General features: G+C 65.8%; 22 protein-coding genes. 14 read left to right on the top strand and 8 right to left on the bottom strand.

All coding sequences use genetic code 11. The features are described 5' to 3' along the window. Window positions 1-27 precede the first annotated feature (27 nt). The 3 genes from N5D48_RS11855 to N5D48_RS11865 all read left to right on the top strand — a co-directional run bounded on the left by N5D48_RS11855 (window position 28) and on the right by N5D48_RS11865 (window position 2,824). The gene (locus N5D48_RS11855; RefSeq protein ID WP_279884321.1) at window positions 28-1,338 is read left to right on the top strand and encodes a C4-dicarboxylate transporter DctA; all 1,311 of its coding nucleotides are present in this window, start codon (window positions 28-30) and stop codon (window positions 1,336-1,338) included. Window positions 1,339-1,408: 70 nt separating this feature from the next. Beyond that, the gene (locus N5D48_RS11860; RefSeq protein WP_279884323.1) at window positions 1,409-2,113 is read left to right on the top strand and encodes a FadR/GntR family transcriptional regulator; all 705 of its coding nucleotides are present in this window, start codon (window positions 1,409-1,411) and stop codon (window positions 2,111-2,113) included. A gap of 15 nt (window positions 2,114-2,128) precedes the next feature. Then, window positions 2,129-2,824 carry a GntR family transcriptional regulator gene (locus N5D48_RS11865; RefSeq protein WP_279884325.1) on the top strand — a complete coding sequence of 232 codons (696 nt, stop codon included), beginning with the start codon at window positions 2,129-2,131 and terminating at the stop codon, window positions 2,822-2,824. On the opposite strand, the gene N5D48_RS11870 is transcribed toward N5D48_RS11865, so the two are convergent. Continuing rightward, window positions 2,806-3,768 carry a helix-turn-helix domain-containing protein gene (locus N5D48_RS11870; protein ID WP_279884327.1) on the bottom strand — a complete coding sequence of 321 codons (963 nt, stop codon included), beginning with the start codon at window positions 3,766-3,768 and terminating at the stop codon, window positions 2,806-2,808. The two genes, N5D48_RS11865 and N5D48_RS11870, sit on opposite strands and share 19 nt — an antisense overlap. A 141-nt stretch (window positions 3,769-3,909) precedes the next feature. Between N5D48_RS11870 and N5D48_RS11875 the strand changes: the two genes are divergently transcribed. Continuing rightward, window positions 3,910-4,551: an HD domain-containing protein gene (locus tag N5D48_RS11875; protein WP_279884329.1), complete on the top strand. Its 642-nt coding sequence runs from the start codon at window positions 3,910-3,912 to the stop codon at window positions 4,549-4,551. Here N5D48_RS11875 and N5D48_RS11880 read toward each other — a convergent pair. Beyond that, window positions 4,523-5,104 (bottom strand): isochorismatase family protein, encoded by a 582-nt coding sequence (locus tag N5D48_RS11880; RefSeq protein ID WP_279884331.1) that lies wholly within the window; start codon window positions 5,102-5,104, stop codon window positions 4,523-4,525. The two genes, N5D48_RS11875 and N5D48_RS11880, sit on opposite strands and share 29 nt — an antisense overlap. 103 nt (window positions 5,105-5,207) lie before the next feature. On the opposite strand from N5D48_RS11880, the gene N5D48_RS11885 reads away from it, so the two are divergent. Together N5D48_RS11885 and N5D48_RS11890 are read left to right on the top strand one after the other, a co-directional pair. Next, window positions 5,208-5,651 (top strand): GNAT family N-acetyltransferase, encoded by a 444-nt coding sequence (locus N5D48_RS11885; RefSeq protein WP_279884333.1) that lies wholly within the window; start codon window positions 5,208-5,210, stop codon window positions 5,649-5,651. Between the two features lie 174 nt (window positions 5,652-5,825). After that, entirely contained in the window at window positions 5,826-6,815 is a 990-nt protein-coding gene (locus N5D48_RS11890) for a hypothetical protein (RefSeq protein ID WP_279884335.1), read from the top strand. A gap of 144 nt (window positions 6,816-6,959) precedes the next feature. Here the strand turns inward: N5D48_RS11890 and N5D48_RS11895 are convergent, their stop codons facing one another. Then, a complete protein-coding gene (locus N5D48_RS11895) occupies window positions 6,960-7,394 on the bottom strand; it encodes a PACE efflux transporter (protein ID WP_279884337.1) in 435 nt (144 codons plus the stop codon). Between the two features lie 101 nt (window positions 7,395-7,495). On the opposite strand from N5D48_RS11895, the gene N5D48_RS11900 reads away from it, so the two are divergent. After that, the gene (locus tag N5D48_RS11900; RefSeq protein ID WP_279884338.1) at window positions 7,496-8,374 is read left to right on the top strand and encodes a LysR family transcriptional regulator; all 879 of its coding nucleotides are present in this window, start codon (window positions 7,496-7,498) and stop codon (window positions 8,372-8,374) included. Window positions 8,375-8,524: 150 nt separating this feature from the next. Further along, window positions 8,525-10,411 (top strand): methyl-accepting chemotaxis protein McpA, encoded by a 1,887-nt coding sequence (mcpA, locus tag N5D48_RS11905; protein WP_279884340.1) that lies wholly within the window; start codon window positions 8,525-8,527, stop codon window positions 10,409-10,411. Between the two features lie 57 nt (window positions 10,412-10,468). Here mcpA and N5D48_RS11910 read toward each other — a convergent pair whose 3' ends face one another. The 3 genes from N5D48_RS11910 to N5D48_RS11920 all read right to left on the bottom strand — a co-directional run bounded on the left by N5D48_RS11910 (window position 10,469) and on the right by N5D48_RS11920 (window position 13,174). Continuing rightward, on the bottom strand, window positions 10,469-11,533 hold the full coding sequence (locus N5D48_RS11910) for a hypothetical protein (RefSeq protein ID WP_279884342.1): 1,065 nt from the start codon (window positions 11,531-11,533) through the stop codon (window positions 10,469-10,471). Between the two features lie 110 nt (window positions 11,534-11,643). Then, window positions 11,644-12,024: a RidA family protein gene (locus N5D48_RS11915; protein WP_279884344.1), complete on the bottom strand. Its 381-nt coding sequence runs from the start codon at window positions 12,022-12,024 to the stop codon at window positions 11,644-11,646. Continuing rightward, the gene (locus N5D48_RS11920) at window positions 12,014-13,174 is read right to left on the bottom strand and encodes an FAD-dependent oxidoreductase (protein WP_279884345.1); all 1,161 of its coding nucleotides are present in this window, start codon (window positions 13,172-13,174) and stop codon (window positions 12,014-12,016) included. Before N5D48_RS11920 ends, N5D48_RS11915 begins: the two co-directional genes overlap by 11 nt. Window positions 13,175-13,288: 114 nt before the next feature. Between N5D48_RS11920 and N5D48_RS11925 the strand changes: the two genes are divergently transcribed. The 6 genes from N5D48_RS11925 (at window position 13,289) to N5D48_RS11950 (ending at window position 17,053) form a co-directional block, all read left to right on the top strand. After that, window positions 13,289-13,891 (top strand): XRE family transcriptional regulator, encoded by a 603-nt coding sequence (locus tag N5D48_RS11925; RefSeq protein WP_279884347.1) that lies wholly within the window; start codon window positions 13,289-13,291, stop codon window positions 13,889-13,891. A gap of 444 nt (window positions 13,892-14,335) precedes the next feature. Next, window positions 14,336-15,121: a sulfite exporter TauE/SafE family protein gene (locus N5D48_RS11930; RefSeq protein ID WP_279884348.1), complete on the top strand. Its 786-nt coding sequence runs from the start codon at window positions 14,336-14,338 to the stop codon at window positions 15,119-15,121. A 138-nt stretch (window positions 15,122-15,259) separates the two neighbouring features. Then, on the top strand, window positions 15,260-15,832 hold the full coding sequence (locus N5D48_RS11935; RefSeq protein WP_279884349.1) for a biliverdin-producing heme oxygenase: 573 nt from the start codon (window positions 15,260-15,262) through the stop codon (window positions 15,830-15,832). A gap of 107 nt (window positions 15,833-15,939) precedes the next feature. Further along, entirely contained in the window at window positions 15,940-16,257 is a 318-nt protein-coding gene (locus N5D48_RS11940) for a transcriptional regulator (protein ID WP_279884350.1), read from the top strand. Next, complete coding sequence (locus N5D48_RS11945; protein WP_279884351.1) at window positions 16,248-16,568, top strand: helix-turn-helix domain-containing protein; 321 nt, start codon at window positions 16,248-16,250, stop codon at window positions 16,566-16,568. The genes N5D48_RS11940 and N5D48_RS11945 overlap by 10 nt, the downstream gene beginning before the upstream one ends. Before the next feature lie 35 nt (window positions 16,569-16,603). Further along, window positions 16,604-17,053: a GNAT family N-acetyltransferase gene (locus tag N5D48_RS11950; protein WP_279884353.1), complete on the top strand. Its 450-nt coding sequence runs from the start codon at window positions 16,604-16,606 to the stop codon at window positions 17,051-17,053. Window positions 17,054-17,102: 49 nt separating this feature from the next. Here N5D48_RS11950 and N5D48_RS11955 read toward each other — a convergent pair whose 3' ends face one another. Together N5D48_RS11955 and N5D48_RS11960 are read right to left on the bottom strand one after the other, a co-directional pair. Next, window positions 17,103-17,393 carry a hypothetical protein gene (locus tag N5D48_RS11955; RefSeq protein WP_279884355.1) on the bottom strand — a complete coding sequence of 97 codons (291 nt, stop codon included), beginning with the start codon at window positions 17,391-17,393 and terminating at the stop codon, window positions 17,103-17,105. A gap of 400 nt (window positions 17,394-17,793) precedes the next feature. Continuing rightward, entirely contained in the window at window positions 17,794-18,414 is a 621-nt protein-coding gene (locus N5D48_RS11960; protein WP_279884357.1) for a LysE family translocator, read from the bottom strand. Window positions 18,415-18,576: the final 162 nt, after the last annotated feature.

An 18,576-nucleotide genomic window follows, 5' to 3' on the forward strand; every position in this document is an offset into this window, starting at 1 on the left:
CAAGGACACCGACCCGAGATCCCTCCCATGCTCAAATGGTGTTCGCGTTCGATCTTCCTCCAGGTTGTGCTCGGCCTTGCCCTCGGCATCGTCTGCGGCTTGAGCTTCCCCGACCTGTCCCTGCAACTCAAACCCCTGGGTGACGGCTTCATCAAGCTGATCAAGATGCTCATCGGCCTGATCGTGTTCTGCGTGGTGGTCAGCGGCATCTCCGGCGCGGGCGACCTGAAGAAGGTCGGACGCATCGGCCTGAAGTCGGTGATCTACTTCGAAGTGCTGACCACCCTGGCCCTGGTGATCGGCCTGGTGTTCGCCTTCTCCACCGGCATCGGCAGCGGCGCCAACATCCACCTCGACCAGCTGTCCAGCGCCGACGCCGGCGCCCTGGCCGAACGTGGCCAGCACATTCATGGCACCACGACCTTCCTGATGGACCTGATTCCCACCTCGGTGGTCGGCGCCTTCGCCGACAACAACATTCTCCAGGTCCTGCTGTTCTCGGTGCTGTTCGGCAGCGCGCTGAACCTGGTCGGCGAATCGGCCTCGGGCATCTCGCGCCTGATCAACGAACTGAGCCACGTGATCTTCCGCATCATGGGTATGATCGTGCGCCTGGCGCCGATCGGCGTGTTCGGCGCCATCGCCTTCACTACCAGCAAGTACGGCCTCAGCTCGCTGCAGCACCTGGGCGGGCTGGTCGCACTGTTCTACCTGACCTGCGCCGGCTTCGTGCTGATCGTGCTGGGCACGGTGATGCGCCTGTCCGGCCTGCGCCTGCTGCCCCTGATCAAGTACCTGCGCGAAGAGCTGTCCATCGTTCTGGGCACCGCGTCCTCCGACGCCGTGCTGCCGCAGGTGATGCGCAAGCTCGAGCACCTCGGCATCGGCAGCTCCACCGTCGGTCTGGTGATCCCCACCGGCTATTCGTTCAACCTCGATGGTTTCTCCATCTACCTGACCCTGGCCATCGTGTTCATCGCCAACGCCACCGGCACGCCATTGGCCATGACCGACCTGCTGACCATTCTCCTGGTGTCGCTGGTGACCTCCAAGGGTGCCCACGGCATCCCAGGCTCGGCGCTGGTGATCCTGGCCGCTACACTCACCGCGGTCCCGGCCATCCCGGTGGTGGGCCTGGTGCTGGTGCTGGCGGTGGACTGGTTCATGGGCATCGGCCGAGCGCTGACCAACCTGATCGGCAACTGCGTCGCCACCGTGGCCATCGCCCGCTGGGAAAAGGACATCGACCTGGAGCGCGCGCACAACGTGCTGGCCAACAAACCCGGCTTCACCCCGATAACCCGCAAGCAGGGCCAACCCCATCAACAGGAATTCTAAGCCTCAGGCGGCCGGCGCCCAGCGCCGGCCGGTCAACGGCACGGATGCAGCGTCAACCAAGGAGCGAACCGTGATCAGCTCTTCTACCGTAGTCGATTCAGTGGTGGAAAAACTCCGCCAGGCCCTGGCCCGTGGCCAGTGGCGCAGCGGCGACATGCTGCCCGGCCAGCGCGAGCTGGCCGAGCAGCTTGGCATCAGCCGGCCCAGTCTGCGCGAAGCGGTGACCGTGCTGGAAACCCTCGGCCTGGTGCGCTCGATGCCCGGCAAGGGCGTGCTGGTGCTCGACAGCGACGCCGGCCAAGCCCAGGAACAGACGCAGGAAGCCATCGCCCAGGCCAGCCTGGCCGATGTGCTCGAGCTGCGCTACACCCTCGAACCCTTCATCGCCGGCCTGGTGGCGCAATCGGCCGGCAGCCAGGACATCGGCCAGTTGCGCCTGACCCTGATGGACATGCGCGAGGCCCTGGAGGCCGGCGATAGCGAGGCGGGCTTCGATGCCTACATCGCCTTCCACGAAGCGCTGTTCGCGCTGACCACCAACCCGATCTTCCAGAGCGTGGTGCAGCAGACCGGCAACGCCCTCAAGCAGAGCGCCGAGATGCTGCGCAACTCCCCCGAGCACCTGGCCGCGCGGCTGAGCGAAAACGAAGCAGTGGTCCGCGCCATTCGCGAACGCAACAGCGCCCATGCCAGCCTGCAGATGCGCCGGCACATCCTCGCCGAAGGCCAGCGCATGGGCATCGCCCTGAACATTCCCGACCAGGTCCCTGAATAAAGAAGGAGAGCGACCATGACCGCCTGCGCCCCAGCCGCCCCCCGCCTGCCTGCCCTGCTCGGCGCCGGCGAAACCCGCCTGTCGGCGGAGCAGATCTACCCCCGGCTGTTCGATGCCATCCTCGAGCAGCGCCTGCCACCCGGCAGCGCCCTGCCCGAACAGGCGCTGGGCGACGTATTCGGCGTGAGCCGCACGGTGATCCGTCGGGTGCTCGGGCGCCTGTCCGACCAGCAGGTGGTGGTGCAACGCCCCAGCCACACCGCGCACCTGGCCGCCCCCGACCCACGACAGGCGCGCCAGGTGCTCAGCGCCCGGCGCCTGGCCGAGACCACGCTGATCGGCCTGGCCACCCAACGCGCGCGCCCGGCGCAGATCCGCCAATTGCGCCAGCTGGTCGAGCGCGAGCGCCAGCATCATGAGCGTGGCGAACGCTGCACGGCGATCCGCCTGGGCGGCGAGTTCCACATGAAACTGGCGCAGATGGCGGCCAATGCGCCTTTGGCACGCTTTCTCGACGGCCTGGTGCCGATGACCTCGCTGATCATCGCCCGCTACGAGTCGCCCTGCTGCGAGCACTGCGCCTGGCAGGAACACGCGGCGATCATCGATGCGGTGGAACGCGGCGACGGCCGCGAGGCCTTGACGCTGATGCACGAGCATCTGGACCGCCTCGAAGCCAAGCTCGACCTGGATCAGAGCGGCTGCGCGTAGCGCTTGCGGTACTCGGCCGGCGTCACGCCAACATGCCGCACGAACGCCCGGCGCAGGGTATCGGCATTGGCGAAACCGCACAGCGCCGCCACCTGCTTGGGTGCCTCCAACCCGCCCTCCAGGTGTTCGCGAGCGGCATTGACCCGCGCCAGTTCCACCCAGGCGGCCGGCGTCATGCCGACATCGGCCTGGAACAGGCGGGCGAAATGCCGAGGGCTCAGCCCGACCCGCGCCGCCAGCCGGGCGACGCCGTGATCCTGCGCCGGATTTGCCGCCACATAGCGCTGCACGCCCTGCAACGCCGAGCGCCCCAGCGTTGACGAGGCGCCCTGGCGGCTGAACTGCAACTGCCCGCCCGGGCGCTTGAAATACATCACCAGCTGGCTCGCCACGCGCTTGGCGATGTCCCGGCCCAAATCTTCCTCCACCAATGCCAGCGCCAGGTCGAGCCCCGCGGTCACCCCAGCCGCGGTGCGCACCTTGCCGTCATGTACCTGGATCGCGTCGGCTTCCACCGTCACCTGCGGATAACGCCGCGCCAGCGCCTCGGCCACTGCCCAATGAGTGGTAATGCGTCGGTCGTCGAGCAGACCGGCGGCAGCCAGGGCGAAGGCGCCGGTGCAGACCGAGCCATAGCGCCGGCTCGACCCGGCGTGCCGGCGTAGCCAGTCGAGGATGCCGCTGCGCAAATGCAGCTCGGCGGCCTGGGGCGTGCCGGCGATCAGCAAGGTGTCGAAGGGCGCGAAGTCATCACCGATCCAGCCATCGGGTAGCAGTTTCGCCCCCGACGAGCTGACCAACGGCCCAGGCTCGCACGCGAGCAACGACAGCCGATAGGCCCCGTGCCCGGCCTGGCGGTTGGCCTCGGCGAAGACGTCGAGCGGGCCACAGGCGTCCAGCAGTTGGACGCCGGGCATGGCCAGAATGGCGAGGGTGATGGGCATGGCTGGTTCTCGGGAATCGCGTTCTTGGAGCGGACGGCGTCCTTGCCTGGCGGACAATGGCAGAATATGACGTTAAACGTCAATTGAGGACAAAAACCTCCCCCGGCACACTGGGCCCCTCACCTACCGAGGAGCGCCACCATGTCCACTGCCATCGCCGGCATCACCCTCCCCGACAGCGCCATGGCCCGGGAAATCACCGAGCTGGTGCGCGACACCGCTTCGCCCCTGCTGTTCCATCATTCCAGCCGCGTGTACTACTTCGCCGCCCTCGCCGGTCGCCGCCTGGGCCTGAAGTTCGACAGTGAACTGCTCTATTGCGGCTGCATGTTCCACGACATGGGCCTGACCCAGGCGCACAGCAGCGATTGCTGCCGCTTCGAGGTCGACGGCGCCAATGCCGCCCGCGACTTCCTCCAGCGCCACTGCATCGCCGAGCGCGACATCGAACGGGTCTGGACCGCAATCGCCCTGCACACCACACCCGGCATTCCCGAGCACATGCACCCACTGATCGCCCTGGTCACGGCCGGCGTCGAGACCGATGTACTCGGCCTGCACCACGAACATCTGCGCGCTGGGGAGCGCGAGGCCGTGGCGCAGGCCCATCCCCGTGGCGAGCGTTTCAAGGAAGCGATCATCCAGGCGTTCTACGACGGCATCCGGCACAAGCCGCAGACCACCTTCGGCAACGTCAAGGCCGACGTCATCGCCGACAAGCAAGCCACGTTCCGCCCCGGCAACTTCTGCAGCATCATCCGCCAGTCGGGCTGGCCGAGCTGAACACCACCGCCTCGACGCCCGGCAGAATCCGCACGTCGTCACCCAGCGACCACTCCGCTGCCCGCGCCGCCAGGGCGGCGGGCACGCCAGGCGAACCGCCCGGCCCCGGCGGCACGTCGTAGGTGGCGTGGGCATCGTGGGGCAGCAGTACCTCGAAGCCTCGTTGCAGGGCGGCGCGGGCGGTGGCGGCCAGGCACATCTCCGAGAGCAGGCCGCACAGGGCCAGGCGCCGCACGCCCAAAACCTGCAGTAACGCTTGCAGCCCAGTCTCGACGAAACCGTCGTCCTCGGTCTTGAACAACACGTGCTCGCCAGGCGCCGCCGGGAAGTACAGCGGCCAGCCCGCCGAGTGTGGAGCGTCGGGGCTGCCGGGCGCGCCGTCGTTCTGCAGGAAGATCACCGGCACCCCGGCCTGCCGGGCCCGTGCCAGCAAACGGGCGATGCTCACTTGCAGCGCGAGGTGCCCCGGCACGGCCTCGGCGCCCTCCATGAATGCACATTGCACATCCACCAACAGCAAGGCGTCAGCCTGAGGGACGGGGTCGAGGGTCATCGCGTGCTCCAGCGTGCGCAGTGAACGGAACGCCGAGCATAGCGCAGGTATCGGGCGTGTCTTACCATGCCCGACGATTCATCACACAGCCTTGGAGGCAAACATGAAGCACAGTATCGCGCCGGTGGGCGCGGAGCACTTCGACCGGCTCGCCGATCTCTGGGAGGCCTCGGTGCGGGCGACCCACGACTTTCTTCCCGAGGGCTACATCGAGCGTCTGCGCCCCCTGGTGCGCGAGCAGTACCTGGGTTTCGTCCAACTGCGCGCCTGGCGTGACAGCGATGGCCGGATCCAAGGGTTTGCCGGGGTGCATGACGGCAAGCTGGAAATGCTGTTCGTCGACCCGGCCTGCCGTGGCCAGGGTATCGGCAAGGCGCTGCTGGCCCAGGTGGTCGAGGAACTGGGCGTGGGCGAGGTCGACGTCAACGAGCAGAACCCGCAGGCGGTGGGGTTCTACCTGAAGCACGGGTTCGTCCAGGTCGGGCGGTCCGAGGTGGATGGACAGGGTGATCCGTATCCGTTGCTGCAACTGAAGCGGGAGCACTGAACAATGTCATTCAAACCTGCAAAGGGGGCCGCTGCGCGGCCCATCGCGGGCAAGCCCGCTCCCACAGCGACTGCGAGCACGGTCGCTGTGGGAGCGGGCTTGCCTGCGAAAAGGCAGTGAAGACGAACCTATACTCCAATAGACATTCCGGCCTCTTTCAAGGGGGCGCTCCGCGTGAAATCCCTTTTTGTGATTTTCCCGCTCTGCCTGCTGCTGGCCCTCGCCGGCTGCGCCGGCAAACGCCCCCCGCCCCCAGCGCAAAACCTCCCGCCCGCCGTCTGGCAACGCATCGACCAGGAGATTCTCGACGCCTCCGTGGCCGCCGCAGGTTCGGCCAACGACTATGCCCGCCGCTCCATGCGCGTGTGGAAGGAGCAGGTGCAGCAGCGCACCGAGAACAATTTCATCCCCTGGTTCACCGGCTACTGGACCCAGCAATGGCTCACGCTCAAGGTGGCCTGGTACAAGATGAACAGCGGCAACGGCAGCGAGACCCCGGAAAAGCGCCTGGGCCTGTACCTGCAAGAGCAGTACCACGAACGGGTCATCGAGCCGGTGGCCGAGCAGATCGACCCCGAGGGCATCCGCGACCGTGCCAGCGAGCTGTACCTGCAACTGCTCGCCCAGCAACTGCCGGCGATCATCCAGCGCTACAACGCCCCGCCCGAGCAGTTCAGCCAGCGCCTGAACCGCATCCCGGTCATCGCCCTGGGACCACCGGATGCACGCAACGCCTCGCTCTACCTGCTGCTGCGGGCCAAGTCGCTCGATCAGCAGCCGGCCTGGCAGTCGCTGCGCGAGCACCTGCACCAGCAAGCCAAGGCCCCCGGCCAGACCGAGGCAGGGCTATCGTCGGTGGCCACCCAGGCCAGCGAGAAGCTCGGTGCCAGCCTGGCACCGCGCGGCGCGGCCAGCGCCATCGCCGCGGCGGTGGGCAAGGCAGCCGGGGCGATGATCTCGGTGGCGGTGACCGGCTACGGCATGATCACCCACGACCGTGAACAGCCGCAGATGGTCGAGCAGCTGCGGGTGATCCTCAATGTCGCGCTGAACCAGGAATGGCAGGAACTGATGGAGAACCGCCAGAGCGGGGCCATGTCCGGGGTGTACTACCTGTCGGGGCAGGTGGAGGACAGTTTGCTGCAGAACCGCCGGGCACCTTGATCAGGCTGGCTGGCGAAGCAGGCTACGCGATGGATGGCACGGGCTACGCCCGTGTTCGCGGGCAAGCCCGCTCCCACAGGAATCGCACCAGGTTGAGGAATCCAGGCAAGACAGGCGCCTACAGGGTGAGCGTCGGACGATCTCCTACGCGGCAGACGGCGCCATGGCCGAGGCTGGCAGCCCGAAGATGCGGTCGAACGCCCAGTTGTAGATAAACGTGTAGCACGGCACCAGGAGGATGAACGCCAGGTCCACCACGAACGCCTCCAGCAGGGTCATGTCCAGCCACCAGGCAATCAGCGGGATCAGGTACACCACCAGGGTCAGCTGGAAACCGATGGCGTGCGCCACCCGCCGTCCGACACTGCGCCCGCGCCTGGCCTGGCGGCTCTCCCACCACTCGAACAGGCTGTTGTAGATGAAGTTCCAGGCCATGGCGATGGTGGTGATCATCACCGCCAGGGGGCCAGTATGCGAAGCCTGGGTGTCGGACAGATAGGCCAGGCCCAGCGTCGACATGCACAGGCCGATCAGTTCATAGAAGGTCACGTAGACCAGTTTGCGTTTGAGTCCTTGCACCGGCTTTACCTTGTTGCGGGTTTCACGAAGGCGGCAAGAATGCATCAACGCTCTTGACAGAAAAAGTCGGCAGCTTTCAGATTTACTGAAAGGAGACTGCCATGAATTTTTCCAGCGACACCATCCTGCTGTTCCTCGCCGTGCTTGACCGTGGCTCGTTCTCTGCGGCCGCCCGGGCGCTGGGACGAGTGCCTTCGGCGGTCAGCATGGCCATCGGCAACCTCGAAGCCGAGCTGGGCTATGCGCTATTCGAACGGGGGGCGCGCGAGGCGCGACCTACCGCCCAGGCCCAAGCCCTGGAGCCCCATGCGCGACTGATCGCCGAGCAACTGGGATTGCTGGAAGTGCATGCGCTGGAGCTGTCGAGCGGCCTGGAAAGCAGCCTGGCCATCGCCGTGGTCCCCGATATCGACCAGCGTCCGTTGCTCGAGGCTATCGCCCGCCTGGGCGAGCGCTACCCCCTGCTCGATATCGAATTGCTCGCCGCCCCGCAGGAGGACGCCCTGCAACTGCTCGACAGCGGCCGGGTCGGCCTGTGCCTGGCCTTCGCCGGCCTGCAGGTGGATCCACGCCGCAGCTTCCAGCAGATCGCCATGGAGTCGCTGGTGGCCACGCTGTCGCCGCATCACCCGGCCTTGCGCGAGGGGCGCATCCGTCATCTCGAAGACCTGGTCAACCTGCGCCAGATCCTGGTGCGCAGCCGCGACCTGCCGCTGTCCGACCCGCGCTCGCTGATCGGCACCTCGCACTGGCGCACCGACAGCCTCGACCTGGCCGTGCAGATGGTCGAGGCCGGCCTGGGCTGGGGCGACCTGCCGCTGTCGCGGGTCGCGCCCTTGATCGCCAGCGGCCGCCTGGTACGCCTCGAGTTCCTGAACACTCGCAACGAACTGCAACTGCCGGTGAACGCCTTCTGGCTCAAGCAACAGCCCCTCGGGCAGGCAGCAAGATCACTGGTAAGCCTGCTTGCACCCAAATAGCTGGCAACAAATTCAGGGCAAATCTGCCAGGCGCTGCGACATTTAGTCTTTCAACATTTTTCAGATCTGGCCGATAGCGTTGCAACAGGCTCCGCCCTTCGTGCCACAAGCACGCGGCGCCCTTCCTTCACTGGCTCAAGGTCTCGAAACATGAACCTGAAATTCCGCCACAAGATCCTGCTCAGTGCCTGCGCCGTCGTGGTCCTGGCCTTCGCGCTGTTCACCCTCTACAACGACTACCTGCAGCGCAACACCATCCGCCAGAGCATCGAGGCGTCGGTGCGCCAGGCCGGCGCGCAGACCGCCAGCAGCGTGCAGAACTGGATGAGCGGGCGCATCCTGGTGCTGGAAAACCTGGCCCAGGACATCGCCCAGCAAGGCGCCGGCGACAACGTGCCGGGCCTGGTCGACCAGCCGTCGTACACCAGCAACTTCCAGTTCACCTACTTCGGCCAGAACACCGGCCTGTTCACCCAGCGCCCCGACGCGAAGATGCCCGACGGCTACGACCCACGCCAGCGCCCCTGGTACACCCAGGCCGTGACCGCCAACCAGACCATGCTCACCCCGCCCTACATGGCCGCGGTCGGCGGCCTGGTGGTGACCATCGCCATGCCGGTCAAGGCCAAGGGCAGCGGCGAGCTGCTCGGCGTGGTCGGCGGCGACCTGAGCCTGAACACCCTGGTGGACATCATCAACGCCGTGGACTTCGGCGGCATCGGCCACGCCTTCCTGGTCGATCGCAGCGGCATGGTCATCGTCAGCCCGGACAAGGACCGGGTGATGAAGAACCTCAAGGACATCTACCCAGGCTCGCCGCTGCGGGTCGAACCCGGCATCCAGGAAGTCAGCCTCGACGGCAAGGACCGCATCATCTCCTTCGCCCCGGTGGAAGGCCTGCCGTCGGCGCAGTGGTACATCGGCCTGTCCATCGACAAGGACAAAGCCTACGCACCACTCAGCCAGTTCCGTACCTCGGCGATCATCGCCATGCTCATCGCCGTGGCCGTCATCGCCGGCCTGCTGGGCCTGCTGATCCCGGTGCTGATGCGCCCGTTGACCACCATGGGCCGCGCCATGCAAGACATCGCCGAAGGCGAAGGCGACCTGACCCGCCGCCTGACCGTGGAGCAGAAGGACGAATTCGGCGAGCTGGCCACCTCGTTCAACCGCTTCGTCGAGCGTATCCACGCCTCGATCAGCGAAGTGTCCTCGGCCACCCGCCTGGTGCATGACCTGTCGGAGAAAGTGGTGGTCGCCTCCAACGCCTCGCTCACCGGCTCCGAAGAGCAGAGCATGCGCACCAACAGCGTCGCCGCGGCGATCAACGAACTGGGCGCCGCCACCCAGGAAATCGCGCGCAACGCCGCCGACGCCTCGCAGCACGCCAGCGGCGCCAGCGAGCAGGCCAACGGTGGCCGCCAGGTGGTGGAAGAAGCCATCAGCGCCATGACCGCGTTGTCCGAGCGCATCAGCGAATCCTGCGAACAGATCGAGACCCTCAACGCCAGCACCGACGAGATCGGCAAGATCCTCGACGTGATCAAGGGCATCTCCCAGCAGACCAACCTGCTGGCGCTCAACGCCGCCATCGAAGCCGCCCGTGCCGGTGAAGCCGGCCGTGGCTTCGCCGTGGTCGCCGACGAAGTACGCAACCTGGCCCACCGTACCCAAGAGTCGGCCGAAGAGATCCACCGCATGATCACCAGCCTGCAGGTGGGCTCGCGCGAGGCGGTGCACACCATGAACACCAGCCAGGTGTCGAGCGAGGAGACCGTGCAGGTGGCCAACCAGGCCGGCGAGCGCCTGGCCAGCGTCACCCAGCGCATCGGCGAGATCGACGGCATGAACCAGTCGGTGGCCACCGCCACCGAGGAGCAGACCGCCGTGGTCGAGAGCCTCAACCTGGACATCACCCAGATCAACGCGCTGAACCAGCAAGGGGTGGAGAACCTCAACGACACCCTGCGCCACTGCGACGCCCTGAGCCAGCAGGCCGGGCGCCTGAAGCAACTGGTGGGCAGCTTCCGCATCTGACCTGCCCCCGCTCCCACAGGCTTTTGTGGGAGCGGGCTTGCCCCGCGATAGCGGCCCTCAGGCCGCAACCACCTTGCCTCCCCGCCCGCGCCTCAACCACCCCACCAGCACCGCCGCCATCAGCACCAGCCCCAGGTAGCCGAACAACGGATACACCTGCCCCACCAGGCTGATGAACCCCACCAGGCTGCAAATGAACCCCACCCCGCCGGCCACCACCGCGCCCCAGCGGAACCTGGCCGTGCCCGCCGGCAGCAACCGCGACAGGAACGAGAACAGCGTGCCCACCGCCGTGTTGACGATCATCCCGAAGATGATCAGGCACATCACCAGCCCCAGCAGCGGCGACACCTCGCTGGCGATCGACAGCATCGGCATCGGCAGGGCCGCGACAGTGTCCAGGCGCGCGAGCAGGCCCGCGCTCATCACCAGCATCAGCCCACCCAGGGCCGCGCCACCGAGCAAGCCGCCGACCACCGCGACCCTGCCATTGCGCGCCGAGCCGCCGAGGATCGCCAGGATCGGCGCACCGGCCACGATGTTGTAGGACACATACAGGAACGCCCCGAGCAACCAGTGGTGAGTACCGGCCTCCTGCTGGCTGGCCACCTGGTCGAGCGCCGCGAAACTCAGGCTGCGGGTACACACCGCATACAGGGCGATGGCCGAGGCCACCAGGATCAGCAGCGGGGTGATCGCGCCGATGGCCACCATCACCTTCTGCACATCCAGGCAAACGATCGCCACCACCAGCACGGTGACCAGCACGCTACCGGTCAACGCCGGGATACCGAACTGCTGTTCGAGCAGCGCGCCGCCACCGGCGAGCATGACCACCATCACGCCGAACATGAAGAAGGTGATGAGCCAATCGACCAGCACGCCCAGGTGCCGACCGCAAATGGCCTGGATCACCTCTTTGTGCGAAGTGGCCTTGAGGCGATTTCCCAGCCCCGCCAGGGCCATGCCGAGAAAGGTGAACAGCGCGGCGCTGACCAGCGCGCCGACCAGGCCCCACACACCGAAATCGACGAAGAACAACAGCAGTTCCCGTCCGGACGCGAAGCCCGCCCCCACGATCACGCCGACGAAAGCGCCGGCGATCTTCAGTTGCTCTTGCATGTGCACCTCTGGTTTTTATTGTTGTGTCGGGTCGTTGCAAGTCGTCGTGGGAGCGGGCTTGCCCCGCGATAACGCCATCGCGGGGCAAGCCCGCTCCCACGACACCGATCTCAGTTGTCCTGACCGAGGTAGGCCTGCACCTCGATCTCTACATCCACGCCCAGCGCCAGGGCCGAAGCCACCGTCGAGCGCACCGGCAGCGCCGCGCCGAAGAACTCCTTGTACACCTCGTTGAAACCGGCGAAATGATCCATGGCCGACAGCCACACGGTGCACTTCACCACCTGGTCGAAGCGCGCGCCGCACGCCGCCAGGCTCTCGGCGATGCGCTCGCAAGCCGCCCGGGTCTGCACCTGGATATCCCCGCGCACCACCTCGCCGGTCGGGCTCATCGGCACCTGGCCGGACAGGAACAGAAAGCCCCCGGCCTTCACCGCACGGGAAAACGGGAATGGCAGGCTGCTGGGGAAACGCTGGATGTCATTGCTCATGGGAAAGCTCCACATTGGATTGATTGAAACGTGCCGGGGACAGCCGTGCCGGCTCGACCCCTTGGCGGACAAGGCTGGAACACAACGGCTGGCCCAGCAACAGGTCGGCCGCCAGGCGCGAGGCCCCAGCGGCGGACTGGATGCCGTAGCCACCCTGGGCGGCCAGCCAGAAGAACGCGGGTGAAACCGGATCGAAGCCGATCACCAGGTCGCCATCGGCGACGAACGAGCGCAGCCCCGCCCAGCTGTGGCTGGGGCGGCGGATCTCGAGGGTGGTCATGGCCTCGATGTTGTAGATCCCCAGGGCCAGGTCCAGTTCGTCCGGCGCGGCGTCCTGGGGCTCGACCGGGTCGGCATTGGCCGGCGAGCCGAGCAACTGCCCGGCGTCGGGCTTGAAGTAGAAGCTCTCGTCGACGCCGATCACCGCCGGCCAGCCGGCGAAGTCGTGTTGCGCAGGGCCGGGGAAAGTGAACGCGCTACGTCGGCAGGGTTGCAGGCCGACCGTGTCGACCCCGCACTGCGCGGCCACCCGGTCGGCCCAGGCGCCGGCGGCATTGACCAGCTGCCGCGCGCGCAAGCGGCTGCCGTCGGCCAACTCGATATGCCACAGGTCATCCAGATAGTGCGCCTTCACCAGCTCGGCATTGCAGCGCAGCTCGCCACCGGCCTGGCGAAAGCCGCGCAGGAAGCCTTGGTGCAGGGCATGCACGTCGAGGTCCATCGCCCCGGTCTCGTGCACCGCACCGGCCAGCAGCTCGCCACGCAGGCTCGGCACCAGCGCGAGCGCCGCCGCGCTGTCAAGCAGGCTGACGGCAGTGCCGTTGGCCAGGTTCTGGGCGTAGGTGGTTTCCAGCAGGTGACGCTGTTCATGGCTGGCGACATACAGGCAGCCACGGGGTTCGAGCAATGGGTGTTCGGCAAAGCCCGCTGGCGGCTGCTCGTAGAACGCCCGGCTGGCACGGGTCAGGGCCTGGATCTGCGGCGTGCCGTAGGCCTCCATGAACATCGCCGCCGAACGCCCGGTCGAGTGGTAGCCCGGCTGCGCCTCGCGCTCGAGCATCAGCACCTGGCGCTGGCCGGCCAGGCGATAGCCCAGGGAGGCGCCGGCGATGCCGGCACCGATGATCAGAATGTCGTGAACCTGTCCCATGCACGCTCCTGTGTCGGTTAATTATCATTTGTGAGAATTCTAATATATGAGAATTTCGGATTGTGCAAGCCGACAAGGTAAGATGCCCGACCAAAGACCCGCCTGAGAGCCCCGATGTCCGACGCGCCTACCGCCCGCCCCTCACTCGACCGCAGCGAAGTCGGCGCGCGCCTGCGCCAGGTGCGCAAGGCCCGGCACATGACGCTCAAGCAATTGTCGGCACTCAGCGGCGTGCCGGTGTCCACCTTGTCGAAGATGGAGCTGGCGCAGGTCTCGGTGAGCTACGAGAAACTGGCTGCCGCCGCCCGCGCCCTGAACCTGGACATCGCCCAGCTGTTTCGCGCCAGCGGTGCGGCCAGCACACCGCAACCGGCCACCGTGGTGGTCGATTCACTGACCGAAGTGGCGGGCTATTCCACCGGCACCTACGACTACTACCCGATCGCCGGCGCCTTCCCCGAACGGCGCATGACCCCGGCCTATGCCCGCATCATTGCCCGCGAACGCGGCCAGTTCGACGACTTCATCCGCCACCCCGGCCAGGAGTTCGCCATGGTCATCAGCGGGCGCGTGCGCATCGAATTCGAGACAGGCGAGGCGGTCAGCATCGGACCGCAGGAGACGGCCTATTTCGACAGCCAGGTGGGGCATATCTACCTGTCGGAAAGCGAGGATGGCGGCGATGCGCAGGTGATGGTGGTGATGACCGATCGCTGAAAGGCCTGGGGTTACCCATCCCCTGTAGGAGATCACACAGCCTTCCGGGCTGCGCTGTCGCGCAGGGAACAAGGTTCCAGCGTGGGAGCGGGCTTGCCCCGCGATCACCGGCGAAGCCGGTGCCAAACGCCGCATCGCGGGGCAAGCCCGCTCCCACGCTGCCCCAGTCAAATCAAAGAATTATGTTTTGTTCCATGAGAGCGGCCTTGTGTCGCGAAAGGGCTGCGTAGCGGCCCCAGGATTTCAGCGTTGACGCGAAGTTTGCCGGGGCCGCTTCGCGCCCCTTTCCGACCGGTCCGACGCCTCGGCAAGGCCGCTCCTGCACAAAGCCCGCGGATACAGCGGAGCGGTTATAACCTAATAACGAACAAGTCTATTTGGCTATAAAAAAATCTATATGCTGGCATCCATCCGATCACGGGCAAGCTGGGCGTCGAGTAGCGTATGGATGTAGGTTCTTTCGGTTTCACCATTGCGGGACTGGTTGTGGGCTTCATCGTCGGCATGACCGGCGTCGGCGGCGGTTCGCTGATGACCCCGATCCTGCTGTGGTTCGGCATCAACCCGGCCACCGCCGTGGGCACCGACCTGCTCTACGCCGCCATCACCAAGGCCAGCGGCGTCTGGGTGCATGGCCGCAACAAGAACATCGACTGGAAGATCACCGGCTGGCTGAGCCTGGGCAGCGTCCCGGCGGCCGCGCTGACCCTGTGGTTCCTCAGCACCCTGCACGCCGACACCTCGGCGCTCAACGCCATCATCAAGCAGGGCCTGGCGGTGGTGCTGATCCTCACCGCCCTGGCGATCCTGTTCAAGTCGCGCCTGCAGGCCTTCGCCAGCAAGCACGCCGGCGATCACTACCACCTCAGCGACCGCAGCCTGAATCTTCTCACCGTCATCACCGGCGTGGTGCTGGGCGTGATGGTCACCCTGACCTCCATCGGCGCCGGCGCCCTGGGCACCGTGGCGCTGTTCCTGCTCTACCCGTTCCTGGTCACCCGTCGCCTGGTCGGCACCGAGATCGCCCACGCCGTGCCGCTGACCCTGGTGGCCGGCCTGGGCCACGCCGGCATGGGCAACATGGACTGGTCGCTGCTGGGCTACCTGCTGCTCGGCTCGCTGCCGGGGATCTACCTGGGCAGCCACCTCACCGGGCGCGTGTCCGACCGCGTGCTGCGCCCCTGCCTGGCGACCATGCTGTTGCTGATCGGGTACAAACTGGCGTTCTAAGCAGCCCCTGCGGGAGCGGGCTTGCCCGCGAAGAAGCCCGCGCGATGCATGGCACCGGCTCTGCCGGTGCTCACGGGCGAGCTGCCTCGACAAGGAAAAACTGGCACTATCGACCCTCGAACCGCCAGAACCCCGCCCATGCCCGAAAACACCAGCCCGCTCCTGCTCGCCCTGCGCGAAGGCACCCGCCCCCGCCACCAGCAACTGGAAGCACGCCTGCCGTTCTTCAGCCCTGGGTTCGACCTGACGGCCTACGGCCACCTGCTCGCGGCCTACCATGGCTTTTACGCCCCACTGGACCGCGCCCTGGCCGACCACCAGCCAGCCGAACGCAACAAGGCCCCGGCCCTGGCACGGGACCTGCGCGCCCTTGCCGTGCCGATCGACACCCTGCCCCAATGCCAAGTGCTGCCGACCATCGAAGATCCAGCCAGCGCGCTCGGCGTGATGTACGTGCTGGAAGGCTCGACCCTCGGCGGCCAGGTGCTCAAGCGCGCCATGGCCGAGCGCCTCGGTATCGATGGCGACACGGGCGCTGCCTTTCTCGATGTCTACGGCCCGCTCACCGGCGCGCATTGGCGCGGCTTTCTCGCTCGACTGGCCGCTGCTCCGCCCTCCGAGCATGCCCAGACCCGCGCGGTGCAGGCCGCAGTCGCAACCTTCGCCTGTTTCGAGCAATGGCTCGATGAGCGACGCGTGCTGCGCCCCTAGCGGCAGCTAGTCATGGCCGCGACCTGCAACCGCTAGAAACAGCCTTGCGCTTTTGAAACTCGACAGTTCATAGCAAAATCTCTACGTCAAAGACGTAAGGATGCGCTATGCTGACGATCATTGAATCTCCACTCTTCACCAAACTGTGGCCGGACTATTGGACCGAGGACGAACACGGTGAATTCATGCAGTACCTTGCAAACGATCCAGGGAGCGGGTCCGTGATTCCTGGCTCAGGTGGATGTCGCAAAGTGCGCTGGAGCGTGGAAGGCCAAGGCAAGCGAGAGGCTGTCCGGGTGATCTATATCGCCCAATCGACCCACGGAGCCCTGATGGCACTGCTGATCTACGGCAAGACCGCCAACGAGAACATACCCACGCACATACTGCGCAAGATCGCCAAGGAAATGACCTCATGCCCATGAATGAAAAAGAACTGCTGCAGCGCGACGCCGGCCGTAACATCGGCGAAGAATTGCTGCAGTCCCTTCGCGATGTCAAAGCCGGACGGCATGGCGCGGTAGGCCAGCTCGAACTGACCGAAGCGGCGGCGGCCCGCAGTAAAACCGGGCTTTCCCAGTCCAGGTTCGCCCAACTGCTGGGCGTCTCGGTTCGCACGCTGCAGGAGTGGGAGCAAGGTCGTCGCACACCGTCAGGCGCGGCAAGGTCGCTGCTCCATATCGCCGCCGCGCGCCCCGATGTATTTCGTGAAGTTCTGCAAGACCGCCCCGTGTGACCAGGGCATTGGATAGCCTGAAAGCGAGCCCCGACATGAATGTCATTGCCTGTGAACTGCAACACCTCGACGCCGCCGCACACCTCTTCAACCAGTACCGCCTGTTCTACCACGAGGCGGATGACCTGCCCGCCGCCCGCGCCTTCCTGCAGGCCAACCTCGAAACCGGCAACTCGCGCATCTACCTGCTGCTGGACGACAACGACCAGGCCATCGCGTTCGCCCAGTTGTACCCGGCGACCTGCTCGCTGGCGATGAAGCGTTTCTACTGGCTGTACGACCTGTTCGTCGCGCCGCATGCGCGCAGAGGCGGACATGCCCGCTACCTAATGCAGCGGCTGAGCGAGATCTTCCGCGCCGAGGGCGCGCAGCGGTTGAGCCTGGATACCGCCAGGACCAACCTGGCGGCCCAGGCGCTTTACGAATCGCTGGGCTATGAAGCGGAGCGCGACTTCGTGACCTATCACAAGATGCTCGATCACTGATCGACCGCCACAGGATCGGGCCGCACCGGCGGCCCTTGCGGCAAGTTCCCTAGCCCCGCTCTATGCCCTCCAACACCGCCGAAGCCAGCGCCAGCCCCTTTTCCAACGAGTTCTCCGTGGCCACCAGCAGGCTGCGCAGCGGTTCGCTGGCTTTCTCCAGGGCCGTGGCATTGGTTTCATAGGCCGCCTGGAGCGCCGCCACGGCGCATACCAGCGCGTCCTCGCCATCGATGCCAGCGTGGACCGAGAACATGGGGGGATGGGCGTCGTGGCAGGTGCCGAAATGGGCGTGGGCCGTGGAGGGGCGGGAGGTTCGGGCGGTGGGCGTCTCGAGGGTCATGGGCGAACCTCCCGAGCGAAGGCATGGGGTGGATCGGGCACTATTTTCAGCATGGTTCAGCACTCCTGTACCGTCATGGGAAAACTGCCGAAATCCGCTTGCACTCGAATAGGTGGCAGCTATGCGCAGGTGTGCAAGACCGAGGATACAGGAACCCGGCAGGCCCGAAGACCTCCCACGCATGGCCGCCATTGAAGGCACCTCAACGGCAGTTCACCGAAAAGGCTCCATGACGCTTACGCGCTGTATCCTCGGGCTTGCACACCCGGTCGTTGAGTTGGCAACGACCGGGCGAGACTAAGGAGTGCGACAGACAAGGACAACCTTTTGCAGGCCGCGAAATCATGTTTGGGAAATGGCCTACGCGGTATAGGGAAAGTCTTAAGATTTTTCCCGCAAATCAGCGCCGGCTAAAGGCAAGCCGCGCGGCAAAGAGGACGAAGACCAGCCCAGTGGCGCGATCCATCCACTTGATCACCTTTTCACGGCGCAGCAGGCCCGCCATTGGACGTGTCGCGTTGATCAGTATCACTGACCAGAGCAGGCCCAGCACCACGTGAATGCTCACCAGACCGAAGGTCCAGGCCACCAGCGGCTGGCCTGGCGGTATGAATTGCGGCAGGAACGAGACATAGAAGATCCCGACCTTGGGATTCAACAGGTTGCCCATCATCCCCTTGAGAAACCAATTGGCTTGCGGTTGCGCGTCTTCGCCTGCCGCCGCCACGGAGTGCCGCGGACGCAGCAGCATGTTCAAGCCCAGCCAAGTGAGGTAGGCGGCCCCCGAATACTTGAGAATGTCGTAGGCCAACTCGGACACGGCAATCAATGCACCCAAGCCGAAAGCAACAGCCGCGCCCCATAGCAGGCAACCGGCATTGATACCCAACGCTGCGCGGAACCCCTGGCGACGGCCTTCCATCGTCGCGGTACGCAGGATCAAGGCCGTGTCGAGGCCCGGTGTCAGGGTCAGCAGCGTAGCCGCGAAGGTAAAGGCAATCAGGTTGTCGGCGATGGACATGGGAATGGGCGCCTTAATGAACTTGGGCGCAGGTTAGCATGGGCAGAACGGGATACGAATGAGGGAAAATCGATCTGTCACCTTTTCGGTTTGACAGCTAGATCCCTTCACCTCAGGAACCGGATTTAGAGTAGGAAAATTAAATCCGTCCCCTTTTCGCCC

The sequence above is a fragment of the Pseudomonas sp. GD03858 genome (genome assembly GCF_029840925.1).
Taxonomy (GTDB): domain Bacteria; phylum Pseudomonadota; class Gammaproteobacteria; order Pseudomonadales; family Pseudomonadaceae; genus Aquipseudomonas.

Bases quoted from the DNA above. Each gene is read 5' to 3' on its own strand.
- N5D48_RS11960 (WP_279884357.1), bottom strand. From the start codon at position 18,414: ATGTCCATCGCCGACAACCTGATTGCCTTTACCTTCGCGGCTACGCTG.
- N5D48_RS11900 (WP_279884338.1), top strand. From the start codon at position 7,496: ATGAATTTTTCCAGCGACACCATCCTGCTGTTCCTCGCCGTGCTTGAC.
- N5D48_RS11935 (WP_279884349.1), top strand. From the start codon at position 15,260: ATGCCCGAAAACACCAGCCCGCTCCTGCTCGCCCTGCGCGAAGGCACC.
- N5D48_RS11930 (WP_279884348.1), top strand. From the start codon at position 14,336: ATGGATGTAGGTTCTTTCGGTTTCACCATTGCGGGACTGGTTGTGGGC.
- N5D48_RS11870 (WP_279884327.1), bottom strand. From the start codon at position 3,768: ATGCCCATCACCCTCGCCATTCTGGCCATGCCCGGCGTCCAACTGCTG.
- N5D48_RS11865 (WP_279884325.1), top strand. From the start codon at position 2,129: ATGACCGCCTGCGCCCCAGCCGCCCCCCGCCTGCCTGCCCTGCTCGGC.
- N5D48_RS11875 (WP_279884329.1), top strand. From the start codon at position 3,910: ATGTCCACTGCCATCGCCGGCATCACCCTCCCCGACAGCGCCATGGCC.
- N5D48_RS11940 (WP_279884350.1), top strand. From the start codon at position 15,940: ATGCTGACGATCATTGAATCTCCACTCTTCACCAAACTGTGGCCGGAC.
- N5D48_RS11855 (WP_279884321.1), top strand. From the start codon at position 28: ATGCTCAAATGGTGTTCGCGTTCGATCTTCCTCCAGGTTGTGCTCGGC.
- N5D48_RS11915 (WP_279884344.1), bottom strand. From the start codon at position 12,024: ATGAGCAATGACATCCAGCGTTTCCCCAGCAGCCTGCCATTCCCGTTT.
- N5D48_RS11945 (WP_279884351.1), top strand. From the start codon at position 16,248: ATGCCCATGAATGAAAAAGAACTGCTGCAGCGCGACGCCGGCCGTAAC.
- N5D48_RS11910 (WP_279884342.1), bottom strand. From the start codon at position 11,533: ATGCAAGAGCAACTGAAGATCGCCGGCGCTTTCGTCGGCGTGATCGTG.
- N5D48_RS11925 (WP_279884347.1), top strand. From the start codon at position 13,289: ATGTCCGACGCGCCTACCGCCCGCCCCTCACTCGACCGCAGCGAAGTC.
- N5D48_RS11885 (WP_279884333.1), top strand. From the start codon at position 5,208: ATGAAGCACAGTATCGCGCCGGTGGGCGCGGAGCACTTCGACCGGCTC.
- N5D48_RS11880 (WP_279884331.1), bottom strand. From the start codon at position 5,104: ATGACCCTCGACCCCGTCCCTCAGGCTGACGCCTTGCTGTTGGTGGAT.
- N5D48_RS11950 (WP_279884353.1), top strand. From the start codon at position 16,604: ATGAATGTCATTGCCTGTGAACTGCAACACCTCGACGCCGCCGCACAC.
- N5D48_RS11920 (WP_279884345.1), bottom strand. From the start codon at position 13,174: ATGGGACAGGTTCACGACATTCTGATCATCGGTGCCGGCATCGCCGGC.
- mcpA (WP_279884340.1), top strand. From the start codon at position 8,525: ATGAACCTGAAATTCCGCCACAAGATCCTGCTCAGTGCCTGCGCCGTC.
- N5D48_RS11955 (WP_279884355.1), bottom strand. From the start codon at position 17,393: ATGACCCTCGAGACGCCCACCGCCCGAACCTCCCGCCCCTCCACGGCC.